Raw genomic sequence first — 14,407 nt, forward strand, 5'->3', positions numbered from 1 at the left:
CGGCTATTTGGCCGCCTCAACCTGGGCCACGGCCTGGTCTACGACTTGCTGAAACGTAGCGGCATTGGCGGTGCCGGCCTTGGCCTGCTTAAGGCCTTCAAAAGCGGGCATCATCTTGAGCCCAATCTGCGCTTTGTACTTGACGTTCAGGTCGCGCATCAGGCCCACGCCCTCAGTGAAGGCCGGCACGTCGTCGATGCGGCTCATCATGGCCACCATGCTTTGCAGCATCCCGAACTTATTCTGCGGGCTAGCCGCCTGGAACTTGTCGCGCACCCTGGGCCATTCAGCCAGGCCGCCGGCCGTCGCATACACGTCGGAGACGGCCTGCACGATGTTGTCGTTGTCGCTGCTTTCCAGCTTTTTAGCTTCGGCCAGGGCCGCGGCGGGGCTCACGGTGGCCAGGCCCGCCAGGGCTGCCCCCTGCACGGCATACGACTGGCTGCTGAGCTGCCGGCGAAACAGCTTTTCGTCCTGCTTGTCCTTGGCCTGGCCCAGCGTGCGCAACGCCTCGGCCTGCACAGCGTAGCTCTTATCGGCAGTGGCGAGCTTGCGGATGGCGGGCAGGGCGGCTTTTTTCACGGCCGCATTGTCGAGCTTCATATACTGCAGGGCGCCCTGGCGCAGGCCGTAGAACTTGTCGTTGAGGCCGCTCACCGACAGCGCGCGGGCGGCCTTATCGTCGGGCTGGGCGCCGGCCGCCACCAGCGCCTCGCGCCGGTCCACGTACAGCGGCGCGTTCTTGTACTGAAAAGCGTACTCGCCGATGGACTTGTTGTCGGTCTTCTGCCACACCATCGTCTTGTTGGCGTCCATGTTCACCAAATCAGGCTTCGCCGCAACCGGGAAGCTGAAGGTTTCGCTGGCTTCGCGCATCATCACCTGCTGGCGCTGCACCTTGCCGTTCACGTAGAGGTCAATGGCCAGCGGCAGCTGGAAAACCTGGCCCGGCTGGGTTTGCTTGAGGGTCACGCGCTGCACCTTCTGGCCCGCGTCGTAGGCGTAGGCTATGGTCACGACCGGGTGGCCCGTGCCGTAGTACCACTGATTGAAAAACCAGTTCAAATCCTGGCCCGACACCGCTTCCAGGGCCAGGCGCAGCTGCTGGGCTTCGCCGTTGCCGAACTTGTTGTCGGTGAGGTATTTCTGCAGGCCACCGAAGAAAACATCATCGCCGAGGTAGGTGCGCAGCATATTGAGGATGGCCCCGCCCTTCTGGTAGCTCACCAGGTCGAAAACTTCCTCCTTGTCCTCGTAGTGGAAGCGCACGAGCTGCTTGGCGGCATCCGAGGGGCTGGCCAGGTACCGGCGCAGGTTATATGATTGGTGCAGGTCACCGGCGTCGCGGCCGTACTTGTGCTCGGCGTAAAGCCCTTCCGAGAAGTCCGCAAAGCTCTCGTTGACGGTGATGTTCGACCAGCTCTCGGCCGTCACGTAGTCGCCAAACCACTGGTGAAACAGCTCGTGGGCAATGACGGACTCGTTGGTGTAGGGCCTATCGAGCAGCTCGCGGTCGGTCATCTGCACGAACTCGCCGTGCAGCGTGGCGGTGGTGTTTTCCATCGCGCCGCTCACGTAGTCGCGGGCCACAATCTGGCTGTACTTGTTCCACGGATATTCGACGCCGAGGCGGGTGGAGAAAAACTCCAGCATGTCGGGCGTGTTGCCGAAAATCTGCTTCGCGTAGGGCGCGTACTTGGGCTCCAGGTAGTAGCTCACTTCCTTGCCGCGCCAGGTGTCCTTATAGATTTTGAAGTCGCCGACGGCCATCATGAACAGGTAGGGCGCGTGGGGCAAGTCCATCTTCCAGGTGTCGGTGCGCAGGCCGGGGCCGGCGGGCTTTTGGCTCACGAGCGCGCCGTTGCTGAGCGTAACATACTTGCTGGGCACGGTCATCGAAATCTCAGAAGTGGTCTTTTGATTCGGCCTATCAATGGTTGGAAACCAGGCCGACGAAGCTTCGGTCTCGCCCTGGGTCCAGATTTGGCGGGGCTTGCTGGGCTCGGTGCTGTCGGGGTTGATAAAGTACAGCCCTTTGGCGTCGCTGATGGCGGCGCTGCCTTTGGCTTTCAGCTCATCCGGCTTGGCCGTGTAGGCAATGGCCACGGTGTACTCCTCGCCGGCCTTGAAGCGGCGGCCCAGGTTGACGCGCAGGTTCAGCTTATCCGAGTAGTCGTACTTGAGCGGGGTTTCCCTACCCCCCTCTACGAGCGCAACCGATTTGATGTCCATGCCCTTGGCATCGAGCCGCAGCGAGTCGGTGGCGTAGCCGTGGGGCCGGAGCGTGAGCCGCGCCGCGCCGTTGAGATAGCGCTTGGCGTAGTCGAAGCTTACGTCGAGCTTGGTGTGGACCAGGTCGTTGATTTTGGTCGCGGCGGCGCGGTAGGGCGTTTCGGGGGGGGTAGGGGCCACCCCGCCAGCGGTTTGGGCGGGCGCGGGGGCAGCCAGCAGCAGGCCGAGGCTCAGGAGAAAGGTGTTGCGCATGAAAAAAGGGAGGGGGGTAGTGAAATGATGAAGTCGGGCGGCCGGGCGGCTAAAGTCGGGCCGATGAATGGGGCGTTGCAGCGTAGGCAGGGGGGTAGGGAAGGAGCGCGGACTTGGTGGTCCGCGAGCGAACGACTTTAGTGGTATGGCTCGCGGACTACCAAGTCCGCGCTACGAGGCGCTATTCGTCTTCGTAGTCCAGGCCCAGGCACTTGCTGAGGGCCTGCTGCAACTCACTGGCCGCGTGCAGCTGCCCGGCGCGGCGGCTCACTTTCAGGCCCTCGCGGTAAACTTTTTCGGCCTCGTCAGGCTTACCAAACTGCTCCAGCAGCTTGCCGGCGTGGTAGTAGGTGCCCACGTAGTCGGGGTGCTCTTGCAGCAGCTTCTGGTAGTAGTCCCAGGCCCGGTCGGGCTCGTTTTCCCGGTATTCCGTCGCCAGCGCGTAGATGATAAAGGCATCGTTCGGGTCGGCTTCGTAGAAATCCAGCAGCTGCTGTAGACGGATAGGAGCGGGCGACATAGGGGTAGGGATTTAGGCTATCTTTGCCTCAAAATTCGGTTAAAATCGCCGTATCTTCTCATTTTAGCTGCTTTCGATGAAATTTCTGGTCTGCATCAGCAACGTGCCCGACACGACCACCAAGATTAGCTTCACCCCCGACAACAAGGAGTTCAACAAAGCCGGGGTGCAGTTCGTGATTAACCCCTGGGACGAGTACGCCCTGACCCGCGCCATCGAGCTGAAAGAAACCCTGGGCGGCACCGTGACGGTGCTCAACGTGGGCGAGGCCGACACCGAGCCCAACATCCGCAAGGCCCTGGCCATCGGCGCCGACGATGCCATCCGCGTCAACGCCTTCCCGCAGGACGCCTTTTTCGTGGCCGAGCAGATTGCCGCCATCGCCCAGGAAGGCGCCTACGACGTGATTCTGATGGGTAAGGAGAGCATTGACTACAACGGCTTTCAGGTGCACGGCATGGTAGGCGAGCTGCTCGGCGTGCCGACCATCGCTCCGGCCCGCAAGCTCGACATGAGCGGCCCCAGCGCCACGCTGGAGCGCGAAATCGAGGGCGGCCTGGAAATCATTAGCGTTAATACGCCCTTCGTGGTGTCGTGCCAGGAGCCCATGTGCCAGCCCCGCATCCCCAACATGCGCGGCATCATGACGGCCCGCACCAAGCCTCTAAAAGTGGTGCCGCCGGTCGGCGAGCCCGCCCGCACCCAGGTATCGGAATACGCTCTACCCCCCAAGAAGCAGGGCGTCCGGCTCATCCCCGCCGAAAGCGCCGGCGAGCTGATTAAGCTCTTGCGCAACGAAGCCAAAGTGATTTAATAACGTCTGTCATGCTGACGAAGGAAGCATCTTATCACGGCTGCTTTCGTCAGAATCCCTACCCCTCTTTCTGGCGCGAACGTGATAAGGTCCTTCGCAAGCTCAGGATGACAAAACAGAAAATCATGTCCGTATTAGTAATAGTTGAATGCGATAATGGCGAAGTCAAGAAGTCTTCGCTCGAAGTAGCTTCTTACGGCGCGCAGGTCGCCGCCATGCTCGGCACCACGGCCACGGCCGTCGCCGTAGGCGAGGCCACCGACGCCAACCTGGCCCAGCTCGGCGAGCAGGGCATCAGCAAGGTGCTCTATGATAAAGAGCCGCGCCTGAAGAACTTTGCCAACAATGCCTACACCAAGCTCATCGCGGCGGCGGCCGGGCAGGAGCAGGCCCAGGTGATTGTGGTGGCCAATTCCAACGTGGGCACCGCTGTGGGCTCGCGCCTGTCGGTGCGGCTCAGCGCCAGCCTAGCCACCAACGTGGTCGAATTGCCCAAAATTAATGGCGGCAGCTTCACCGTCAAGCGCGGCGCCTATTCCGGCAAAGCTTTCTCCGACGTGACCCTGAGCGGGGAGCGCAAAATCATCGCCGTCAAGAAAAACTCGCTGGAGCCTGCTCACGAAGCCGGTAAAACCGCCGAGGTCGTCGCCTTTCAGGCCCAGCTGACGGAGGCCGACTTTGCCGATGCCCCCCAGCAGGTGGTGATGCAGGAGCAGGCCGGCGGCGTGCTGCTGCCCGAGGCGTCGCTCGTGGTCTCCGGTGGGCGCGGCATGAAAGGCCCCGAAAACTGGAGCCTGATTGAGGACCTCGCCAAAGCTCTCGGCGCGGCCACGGCCTGCTCCAAGCCCGTCTCGGACGTGGACTGGCGGCCCCACCACGAGCACGTGGGCCAGACCGGCATCACCGTCTCGCCCAACCTTTACATTGCCTGCGGCATTTCGGGCGCCATCCAGCACCTGGCCGGCGTCAATAGCTCGAAGGTGATTGTGGTCATCAACAAAGACCCCGAAGCGCCCTTCTTCAAAGCCGCCGACTATGGCATCGTGGGTGACGTGTTTGAGGTGCTGCCCAAGCTGACCCAGGCCGTCAAGGAGCTGGGCTAAGCCGAAGGCTGCAAGAAAGAACGTCATGCTGCGCCCCGCGAAGCATCTCGCCCGTCACTAATTCAATCGTTGCTGGTCAATGATTAGTCAGCGGGCCAGATGCTTCGCGGGGCTCAATATGACGTTCTTTCTTAACTTAATTGCCCTACTTTGTTCTAAAATTCGCGTACCGTTGCCGTACTTGCGCTCCCGCGCCCCGGCTGCTATTCGCTGACCTATTCCTTTCGTAACCTGTGAAAAAAATTCAGCTCGAAATTCTTGGCCTCTCTTCGAGCCAGTCGCAGTCTGGCTCGTTTGCCCTGATTTTGGGCGAGAAAAATGGCAACCGCCGCCTGCCCATCATTATCGGCATGTTTGAGGCGCAGAGCATTGCCATTCAAATTGAGAAAATCAGCCCCAACCGGCCCCTAACCCACGACTTGTTCAAGTCCTTCGCCGAGCACGTGCACGTCGTCATCCTGGAAGTCGTCATCTCCGACCTCAAGGAGGGCGTGTTCTACTCGCGCATCGTGTGCTCGGATGGCGCCGCCACCTTCGATATCGACGCCCGGCCCTCCGACGCCATTGCCATCGGCCTGCGCTTCGGCGTGCCCATCTTCACCGTGGAAAGCGTGCTCAGCGAAGCCGGCATCATCCTTTCCGACCTCGACGAGAGCGACACCGAAGCCGATGATGAGGACGACGAAGACGAGGATGAAGACGATGACGCCGGCACCCGCAGCCGGCCCAGCAAGACGCCGGAAGCCCGCGACCCCAGCGGCCAAGTGTCGTTCGAGGAATTAACCAAAATGCTCACGCAGGCCCTGGAGAAAGAGGACTACGAGAAAGCCGCCAAAATTCGCGACGAGCTGAACAAGCGCAACCCTTAAGCGCAGCTGGGGCAGATTGGGTGGATTCTGCAGATTGTTCAGGCAAGTAGGATAACAGGTGGTTAGTAATAAGAACAAAACGCTGCTTCCTGGCTGGAAGCAGCGTTTTTGGTTTTCTTTGCCTTATGAATGCCTTATGAACCCGATGACCACTAACGAAGCGCTCAGCTACCCTATCGGCCACTGCGAGCTGCCGACCGCCCCGCTCAGCCCGGCCGGGCGCGCCGGCTACGTGCAGCAGATTGCCGGTTTGCCCGCGCAGGTGCTCGCCGTAGCCCGACAGATTGGTGGCGTCCGGCTGCAAGACCCCTACCGCCCTGGCGGCTGGAGTGGCCGCCAGGTCATTCATCACCTGGCCGACTCGCACCTGAACAGCTACACCCGCTACAAGCTGGCCCTGACCGAGGACAACCCTACCATCCGGCCCTACGACGAGGCCGCCTGGGCTGAGCTGCCCGACATGGCCGCCACGCCCATCACCGTATCGCTGGACTTGCTCACGGCCTTGCATTCGCGCTGGGTCACGCTGCTGCACCATCTGAGCGCGGCGCAGTGGCAGCGCCCGTTCTATCATCCCGAGACGAAGCGCGCCTTCACCCTCGACCAAGCCACCGTGCTATACGCCTGGCACGGCCGGCACCACCTGGCGCACCTGCACCTGTTGCTGCCGGCCACCGCCTAATCCCTACCCCCTCCTTTCAAAGCAAAGCGGCCCAACTTCCTGATGGAGGTAGGGCCGCTTTGCTTTGAAAGGAGGGGGTAGGAAGCCAAAGTTCCTACCCCCCTGATTTTGAATCAACGCTAATTCGCATCAGCGTCAGCTCGGTTAATCGGCACCATCTGCGATTCAGGTGGCGGTTTACTCCTTATAGTCCGACTCGGTGATGGCGGTCAGGCCGCCCTCATCGTCCACGCGTTTGGCGGCCCGCACCAGGCTGCTGCTGAAGATAAACTCTTTCAGCTCCGGCACTTGCGCGTTCAGGATTTCATCTTTGGTGCCGTCCCAAAGCTTCTCGCCCTTGTGCAGAAAGATGATGTGCTCGCCGATTTCAATCACCGAGTTCATGTCGTGGGTGATGATGACGGTGGTGATGCCGTACTCATGAGTGATTTCGTGAATCAGCTCGTCAATTTTGATGCTCGTGGCCGGGTCAAGGCCGGAGTTGGGTTCGTCGCAGAACAGGTAGGTACAGTTCGGGGCGATGGCGCGGGCAATGCCGACGCGTTTTTTCATGCCACCCGAAATCTCGGAGGGCATCTTGGCGCCGGCGTTTTCAAGTCCCACGCGCTTGAGGCAGAACTCGACCCGGTCGCGGCGCTCATCGGCGGCCATCTCCGAGGTCAGCATCTTGAGCGGAAACTCCACGTTTTCGGCCACCGTGAGCGAATCAAACAAGGCCGAGCCCTGAAACAGCATCCCGATTTTGCGCCGGATTTCCTGACGAATACCCACCTTGTTATTCGTGAAAACCGTGCCGTCGAAGGTGATGGAGCCAATGTCTGGCTTCATCAGCCCCACGATGCACTGCAAAAGCACGCTTTTGCCGGTGCCAGAGCCGCCGAGCACCAGGTTGCACTTGCCGGTCTCAAAGGTGCAAGTCACGCCCCGCAGCACGGGATTGCCGTTAAAGGCTTTCTGAATGTTAGATACTTCAATCATTTTCCGTTGTCAGTTAGTCTTTGCTAGTTGTTAGAGCCGAGTTCGTAAATCTCATTAGCAATTGTTAGCTCAATCTGACAACTAACAACTGTCAACCGACAACTAAGTCTACAAAAGTATGGCTGCCAGCGCGTAGTCGGCCAGCAGAATGGCGATGATGGAATTGGTGACGGCGGCCGTGCTGGCGCCGCCCACTTCGAGGGCGCCGCCTTCGGTGAAGTACCCTTTATAAGCCGAAATGGCGGAAACCAGGAAGGCAAACACCACCGCCTTGATGAGGGCGAAAGTAACGTTGTAGGGAATAAAGTCGGTGCGGATGCCTTCGATGTAGTCCTGCGCCGCCAACACGCCCGAGAGCGTGCCGGCCAGGTAGCCGCCCAAGATGGAGAGTGCCATCGCCAGAATCACGAGCAGCGGAAACATGAACATCGACGCCAGAATGCGCGGCAAGACCAGGTACGAGGCTGAGTTGATGCCCATTACTTCCAGGGCCGACACTTGCTCGGTGATGCGCATCGTGCCCAGGCCGCCGGCGATGCTGGAGCCGACCTTGCCCGCCAGCACGATGCTGGTAATAGTCGGGGCCAGCTCCAGAATCGTCATCTCGCGCACCATGTAGCCGATGGTTGACTTGGGAATGAGCGGGTTGACGAGGTTATAGGCAATCTGAATGCAGGTTACGGCGCCGATGAAGGCCGAGACAATGCCTACAATAAAGATGGAATCGACGCCAATAAGAATGGCCTCGTCGATGAAGCGCTTCCAGAGCACGGAAAACCGCTCGGTGCGGGTGATCATGCTTTGGATGAAGAGGATAAAGTTGCCGAAGATTTTGAGCATAAAGCCGGAGGCAGGGGAGGGAACGGAGAGAAGTGGGAGCCGCGCCGGTGGCCGCAAATCAGGCCCGGCTGTGATTGCGTTTGCTTACGTAAAAAGGGGCGTAACTGACTAACCCGCAACTCGTGGATTCTTCTTCGCAACTCGTCGTCATCACTGGCGGCAGCAAAGGCATTGGGCGGGCCCTGGTCGCCCGCTTTCTCGGCGTCGGCTATGCAGTCGCCACCTGCGCCCGCTCGGCCGCCGATTTGCAGGCCCTGCAGGCGGCAATGGGCGCCGCGCCGCTGCACGTGCTGCCCACCGACCTGAGCCAGCCCGCCGACTGCCGCCGCTTTGCCCAGTTTGTGCTGGGGTTGGGCCGGCCGCTGGCCGCCGTGGTGCACAACACCGGCGCCTTCCTCCCCGGCCGCCTCCAGGACGAGCCCGCCGACGGCTCGCAGCTGCGCCAGCTGCTGGCCGTGAACCTGCTCAGCGCCTATGACCTCAATCAGGCCCTGCTGCCGGCCCTGCTGGCGCAGGGCAGGGGCCACATCTTCACCATCTGCTCCACGGCCAGCCTCATGGCCTACCCCAACGGCGGCTCCTACGGCATCGCCAAGTTTGCCCTCTACGGCTTCACCAAGACCCTGCGCGAAGAGCTAAAAAGCAGCGGCTTGCGCGTGACGGCGGTGCTGCCCGGCGCTACGCTCACCGCCAGCTGGGAGGCCGCTTCCCTACCCCCCTCTCGCTTCATCAAGCCCGAAGATGTAGCCGAAGCCGTGTTCTCGGCCTTTGCGCTCTCGCCCCAGGCGGTGGTCGAGGAAATTATCATCCGGCCCCAGCTCGGCGACGTGCTCTGACGCCTGCGGCTCAATGAAGAATGAGGAATTATCGGCCATATAATTCCTCATTCTTCATTGAGCCGCAGGCGTCTGTTACGGGACGCGCTGGGCCTGGCCAGGGCCGGTGAGGCGCAGGTCGAGGTAAGCGGGGTTGCCGGCGTAGTAGACGGTGCCGTTGCCGGCGATGGTGCCGCCCAGCGCTTCGGTGGCCAGCACGTGGGCGTCGCCGTTGCCGCCGCGGGTGGTGGTGAAGTAGCACTGCCGGGCGCGCAGGTTTTGCCCGAAGAAGCGGCCGTTGCCGTCCACGGTCAGGTTCAGCTCGCGCGTCTGGCCTTGCACGCGCACGTCGCCCAGCTCATACAAATCAATCCAGAGATAGTCGCTCTGAATGTCAAGGTCCATGTCGCCGGCGCTTTGCAGGTGAAAGAAGATGGCTTTCTGCCGAAACTGGCCGGCGGTGCTGATGTTGCCGGAGCCGCGCAGAAACACATTCTCGATGTGAGGCACGTGCAAACGCACCTCGCGGGGCGAGTCGTAGGTGCGGGCCCAGTTGCAGCGGGCGTTGTTGGTCAGCGTCAGCTGGTCGCCCTCGACGCGGGTTTCGAGGCTGCTGAGCAGGTTTTTACCGGCCCGCACCTCCATGTAGGGCGCACTCACCGTGTCCTGCACCAGAATTAAATCCACGTTGTCGGAGGCATAGACGCTGCGCAGGCCGGTGGGCAGTTCGCGCCGCTCGGTGCGGATGGGGCCGGTGCTGGTCAGGCAGTTGGTATCGGAGCCGCAGGCGCTCAGGGCGGCAGTCAGCGCTAGCAGCAGCCGTCCTACTCCCCTCGCCGGATTGAACCCGCGGCCTAACCCGGCGCGGCCAAGGCGTCCAACGGGGCTAACTTGCGGCCGTAAAAAGGTCATCCTCTTCTTCCAAAGCATTCCCAAAGTTCGCCTCATGGAGCTTACCGGCAAAGTCATCATCGTTACCGGCGTCAGCAAGGGCATCGGGCGGGCCACGGCCGAAGCCCTGCTAACCCGCGGCGCGGCGGTGGCCGGCTGGGGCCGCACCGCGCCCGAAGGCCTTGAGCACGAGCGATTTATGTTTTTTGAGTGTGATGTCCGCCAGGAGCACGCCGTGCAGGAAGCTTTTACCAACACGCAGCGCGAGCTGGGGCCGGAAATTCATGGCCTCGTCAACAACGCCGGCCTGGGCGTGGCCGGCCCGGTGGACGGTTTTAGCAGTGAAGACTGGCAGCTGATGTTCGATACCAATGTGCACGGCCTCTTCTACTGCACCAAGGCCGTGCTGCCGCAGATGAAGCGCCAGCAGTTGGGCCACATCGTCAACATCTCGTCCATCGCCGGGCAGACCGGCATCGAGAAGATGGCCGGCTACTGCGCCACCAAATTCGCCGTCAAAGGCTTTTCGCAGTCCCTGTTCAAGGAAGTGCGCAACGACGGCATCAAAGTCAGCTGCCTCTATCCTGGCTCAACCGAAACCAACTTCTTCGACGGCATTCCCGGCACCGAGGCCAACGCGCAGATGATGCAGCCCCAGGACATTGCCAGCGCCATTGTCTACGCGTTGGAGACGCCGCCCAACTTCCTCGTCGTTGACGTCGAGATGCGGCCCTTGCAGCCGAAAAAATAGTGATTAACGATTGGTGATTAGTGATTAATTATTTCTTCTAAAGCATAAACTGACCAACTAATACCAATCATTAATCACTAACCGTTAATCACTATATTTTTGTGGTAGAAGTTCAGAATTTAACGAAGCTGTTTGGCACGCAGGCCGCCGTGGATGCTATTTCGTTTGCCGTGGGCAAGGGCGAAATCCTGGGCTTTCTGGGACCGAACGGCGCGGGCAAGTCCACGACGATGAAGATTGCGACCGGCTACCTGCCGCCGAGCCTGGGTACGGTGGTCGTGGCCGGCCACGATGTGCAGCAGGCCCCGCTGGACGTGCGCCGCAATGTGGGCTATCTGCCTGAGCACAACCCGCTTTATCTTGACATGTATGTGCACGAGTACCTCGAATTTATCGGGGCCGTGCACGGGCTGCGCGGCCCGGCGCTGCGGCAGCGCGTCAGCCAGTTGGTGGCCCGCGTGGGGCTGAGCCGCGAGCAAAACAAGCAAATCGGCGCCCTCAGCAAAGGCTATCGGCAGCGCGTGGGGTTGGCGCAGGCGCTGCTCCACGACCCCGCCGTGCTCATCCTCGATGAGCCCACCACTGGCCTCGACCCGAATCAGATTCAGGAAATCCGGCAGCTCATCCGGGAGCTGGGCGAAGATAAAACCGTGATTTTCAGCACCCATATTCTGCCCGAAGTCACGGCCTTGTGCTCGCGGGCCGTCATCATCAGCCGCGGCCGGCTGGTGGCCGACGCGCCGGTGAGTGAGCTGGCCGCCCGCGCCGCCGGCGAAACCGTGATTCGGGCCGAGTTCGAGACGGCCATTGACTCCACGCCGCTGCTGGCTTTGCCCGGCGTGCGGGGGGTAGGGATGGAAAGTGGCTTCTTGTACCGCATCAGCGCCGACCCCGGCCGCGATTTGCGCGGCGATATTTCGCGGCTGGCCGCGCAGCAAGGCTGGGTGTTGCTCGGCCTGCGGCAGGAGCAGCAGAGCCTGGAGGCTATTTTTGGAGAGTTAACGAAGTAGCTAATTCCCTACCCCCTATGTCATGCTGAGCCCCGCGAAGCATCTTATTATGTTTGAACGAGCACTAATCTGTTAATCACTGCGCCGTTCCGCGGTGACGTGGTAATAGGATGCTTCCTTCGTCAGCATGACCAACAGGTTAAAATGACTGATTTTAAAGTATGCTAACCATCCTAAGAAAAGAATTTAATTCCTTCCTGAATTCGCCCATTGCCTACGTGGTACTGGGCGTTTTCCTCGTCGCGGCCGGTTTATTTACCTGGGTTTTTCCCGATAGCAGTGTGCTGGATTACGGCTACGCCGACCTGCAAACTTTATTTAACCTGGCGCCCTGGATATTCCTGTTTCTAATTCCGGCGCTCACCATGCGCACGTTCGCGGAAGAGAAAAAAGCCGGCACGATGGAGCTTTTATTAACCCGGCCGCTGACTGAGAGCCAGCTAATTGGCGGCAAATACCTGGCTTGTTTGGCGCTGGCTTTATTAGCGTTAATTCCGACGCTGCTTTATTATTTTTCGATTTACAAACTAGGCAGTCCCGAAGGCAATATTGATTCGGCGGCTACGGTCGGCTCTTACGTGGGCTTGACGCTGCTGGCGGCCGTATTTGCGGCGCTGGGCGTGCTGGCGTCGGCCTGCACCCGTGACCAGATTATTGCCTTTCTGCTGGCCGTGGTAGCGTGTTTTCTGCTGTATTCGGGCTTCGACTCGCTGGCCTCCGTGCTGGAAGGCAGTCCGGCTTATTACGTGAGTCAATTAGGCATCGCGGCGCATTACCGCGATTTGAGCAAGGGCTTGATTGATTCGCGCGACATTATTTATTTCTTCAGTATCGTGGCCCTGGCCTTGCAAGCCACGCGGCTGGTGTTGCGCAGCCGAAATTGGTAGATGGCAATTAATTCCCTACCCCCTTCGCCGGCGGCAAACCCGCTAATGCCCGCTGCCGCCGCCTCGCGCAAGCGGCGCGATTTAGCGCGGTTTGCGGCCGTGCTCGGCGGTTTGCTGCTGTTTAACTTTATCGGACAGCAGCTCTTTTTCCGGCTCGACTTAACGGAGGAAAAGCGCTACACGATGTCACCGGCCACCAAAACGCTGCTCAGCGAGCTAAAGCAGCCGGTGACGGTGACGGTGTACCTGGCCGGCGACTTCCCGCCTGCATTCCGCCGCTTGCAGCAGGCGGTGCGCGAAACGCTGACCGAGTTTCAGGTGTATGGCGGCGCGAATCTGAATTTTATATTTATCGACCCCAGTGCCGCCACGACTGAAAAAGCGCGCAATAATTTTTACGGCACGCTACTAAAAAAAGGCCTGAAGCCAACTAATCTAGGCGCCACTGAAAACGGCAAGCGGGTCGAAAAAATCATTTTTCCCTGGGCCACCGTGGCCGTGAATGGCAAGGAGAAAAACGTGCTGCTGCTGCGCGGCAACCAGGCCGCCCCGGCCGACGTGCGCCTCAATCAAAGCATTGAGGGTCTGGAGTATGAGCTGGCCAGCACTATCCGGCAGCTCTCGCCCGGTGCCCGCAAGCGCATTGGCGTCGTGCTGGGCCACGGCGAGCTGAGCAACGCCGAAGCCGGCGACATGCTTGGCGCCTTGCAGCAGAACTACGACGTGTACCGCGTGAATTTGGCGCAGATGCCGGACTTGCGCGCGCTGCTCGATGCCATTATCGTGGCCAAGCCGACTGGGGCTTATTCCGAAACCGAGAAATTTAAGCTCGATCAGTTTATCACGCAGGGCGGCCGGGCGCTGTTCTTTCTCGATGCGCTGCGCGTCGATTTGGACAGCGTCTCGCGCAATGGCGCCGCGCTGGCCACGCCCTATAATTTGAACTTGGAAGATTTGCTGTTTAGATACGGTCTGCGTCTGAACCCCAACCTGCTGCTCGACCTCAACTCCGGTGTCATCCCGCTCGTGACCGGCACCGAGGGCAACAAGCCCAAAGTTGAGCCGCTGCCCTGGCAGCTCTACCCCCTCATCAACCGCTTCAGCCCGCACCCCATCACGCGCAACCTCGATGCGGTGTACCTGAAGTTTGCCAGCAGCCTCGATACGGTAAAGGCGGTGGGTATCCGCAAGACGCCGCTTTTCTTCACCTCGCGCTACACGCGGGTGTTGCCGGCGCCCGTGCCCGTTAACTTCAACGACGCCCGCCTGGAGCCCAACGCCAAGCTCTACAACAAGCCGTTTCAGCCCGTCGCCTACTTGCTGGAAGGGCAGTTTAAATCGGTATTTGCCAACCGTGCCCGGCCCGGCACCCTGCAATTTCAGCCCGACGTGACACCCGGCGCCCGGCCTAGTAAAGTGGTCGTCATCGCCGACGGCGACTTCATCCGCTCCGAAATCGACCCCAAAACCGGCAACCCCTTCCGCCTGGGCTTCGACCGCCTCGCCAACACCGAGTTTGCCAACCGCGAGCTGGTGCTCAACGCCGTCGATTACCTGCTGGATGAAACCGGCCTCATCGCCGTGCGCGGCAAGCAAATCACGCTGCGCCCCCTGGATAAAGTGAAGCTGGCCGAGCAGCGCCAACGCTGGCAGCTGCTGAACCTGGGCGCGCCGCTTCTGCTGCTGGCCGTGTTCGGGGCCGTGCGCGCTTGGCGGCGGAAGCGGCGGTATGCGCGGTTTGGGGCATGAAATAATGTATACCT

Annotated in this window: 14 protein-coding genes; 9 read left to right on the top strand and 5 right to left on the bottom strand. The window is 60.6% G+C overall.

Features of this window, described 5'->3' with window-relative positions; translation table 11 throughout:
* Positions 1-3 precede the first annotated feature (3 nt).
* Both ACFE70_RS09130 and ACFE70_RS09135 read right to left on the bottom strand, forming a co-directional pair.
* On the bottom strand, positions 4-2,484 hold the full coding sequence (locus ACFE70_RS09130) for a M1 family metallopeptidase (RefSeq protein WP_375417428.1): 2,481 nt from the start codon (positions 2,482-2,484) through the stop codon (positions 4-6).
* Positions 2,485-2,665: 181 nt separating this feature from the next.
* Positions 2,666-3,004 carry a tetratricopeptide repeat protein gene (locus ACFE70_RS09135; RefSeq protein ID WP_375417429.1) on the bottom strand — a complete coding sequence of 113 codons (339 nt, stop codon included), beginning with the start codon at positions 3,002-3,004 and terminating at the stop codon, positions 2,666-2,668.
* A 76-nt stretch (positions 3,005-3,080) separates the two neighbouring features.
* On the opposite strand from ACFE70_RS09135, the gene ACFE70_RS09140 reads away from it, so the two are divergent.
* From ACFE70_RS09140 to ACFE70_RS09155, 4 genes are all read left to right on the top strand, one after another.
* Positions 3,081-3,818 (top strand): electron transfer flavoprotein subunit beta/FixA family protein, encoded by a 738-nt coding sequence (locus ACFE70_RS09140; protein ID WP_375417430.1) that lies wholly within the window; start codon positions 3,081-3,083, stop codon positions 3,816-3,818.
* Positions 3,819-3,943: 125 nt separating this feature from the next.
* A complete protein-coding gene (locus ACFE70_RS09145) occupies positions 3,944-4,921 on the top strand; it encodes an electron transfer flavoprotein subunit alpha/FixB family protein (RefSeq protein WP_375417431.1) in 978 nt (325 codons plus the stop codon).
* A 233-nt stretch (positions 4,922-5,154) separates the two neighbouring features.
* Entirely contained in the window at positions 5,155-5,790 is a 636-nt protein-coding gene (locus ACFE70_RS09150; protein WP_375417432.1) for a bifunctional nuclease domain-containing protein, read from the top strand.
* 145 nt (positions 5,791-5,935) lie between these two features.
* Positions 5,936-6,472: a YfiT family bacillithiol transferase gene (locus ACFE70_RS09155; RefSeq protein ID WP_375417433.1), complete on the top strand. Its 537-nt coding sequence runs from the start codon at positions 5,936-5,938 to the stop codon at positions 6,470-6,472.
* A 177-nt stretch (positions 6,473-6,649) separates the two neighbouring features.
* Here ACFE70_RS09155 and ACFE70_RS09160 read toward each other — a convergent pair whose 3' ends face one another.
* Entirely contained in the window at positions 6,650-7,450 is an 801-nt protein-coding gene (locus tag ACFE70_RS09160; protein ID WP_375417434.1) for an ABC transporter ATP-binding protein, read from the bottom strand.
* Positions 7,451-7,558: 108 nt separating this feature from the next.
* The gene (locus ACFE70_RS09165) at positions 7,559-8,290 is read right to left on the bottom strand and encodes an MlaE family ABC transporter permease (RefSeq protein ID WP_375417435.1); all 732 of its coding nucleotides are present in this window, start codon (positions 8,288-8,290) and stop codon (positions 7,559-7,561) included.
* Positions 8,291-8,412: 122 nt separating this feature from the next.
* Here ACFE70_RS09165 and ACFE70_RS09170 point away from each other — a divergent pair, with 122 nt between their 5' ends.
* The gene (locus ACFE70_RS09170; protein ID WP_375417436.1) at positions 8,413-9,126 is read left to right on the top strand and encodes an SDR family oxidoreductase; all 714 of its coding nucleotides are present in this window, start codon (positions 8,413-8,415) and stop codon (positions 9,124-9,126) included.
* 75 nt (positions 9,127-9,201) lie between these two features.
* Here ACFE70_RS09170 and ACFE70_RS09175 read toward each other — a convergent pair whose 3' ends face one another.
* On the bottom strand, positions 9,202-10,017 hold the full coding sequence (locus tag ACFE70_RS09175; RefSeq protein ID WP_375417437.1) for a GIN domain-containing protein: 816 nt from the start codon (positions 10,015-10,017) through the stop codon (positions 9,202-9,204).
* Between the two features lie 34 nt (positions 10,018-10,051).
* Between ACFE70_RS09175 and ACFE70_RS09180 the strand changes: the two genes are divergently transcribed.
* The 4 genes from ACFE70_RS09180 (at position 10,052) to gldG (ending at position 14,393) form a co-directional block, all read left to right on the top strand.
* Positions 10,052-10,747 carry an SDR family oxidoreductase gene (locus ACFE70_RS09180; protein WP_375417438.1) on the top strand — a complete coding sequence of 232 codons (696 nt, stop codon included), beginning with the start codon at positions 10,052-10,054 and terminating at the stop codon, positions 10,745-10,747.
* A 101-nt stretch (positions 10,748-10,848) separates the two neighbouring features.
* Entirely contained in the window at positions 10,849-11,757 is a 909-nt protein-coding gene (gene gldA / locus ACFE70_RS09185; RefSeq protein WP_375417439.1) for a gliding motility-associated ABC transporter ATP-binding subunit GldA, read from the top strand.
* A 161-nt stretch (positions 11,758-11,918) separates the two neighbouring features.
* Positions 11,919-12,644, top strand: a complete 726-nt coding sequence (gldF, locus tag ACFE70_RS09190) for a gliding motility-associated ABC transporter permease subunit GldF (protein WP_375417440.1) — start codon at positions 11,919-11,921, stop codon at positions 12,642-12,644.
* A gap of 45 nt (positions 12,645-12,689) precedes the next feature.
* On the top strand, positions 12,690-14,393 hold the full coding sequence (gene gldG, locus ACFE70_RS09195) for a gliding motility-associated ABC transporter substrate-binding protein GldG (protein WP_375417441.1): 1,704 nt from the start codon (positions 12,690-12,692) through the stop codon (positions 14,391-14,393).
* The last annotated feature ends 14 nt before the right edge of the window (positions 14,394-14,407 follow it).

The sequence above is a fragment of the uncultured Hymenobacter sp. genome, assembly GCF_964243305.1.
GTDB lineage: Bacteria > Bacteroidota > Bacteroidia > Cytophagales > Hymenobacteraceae > Hymenobacter.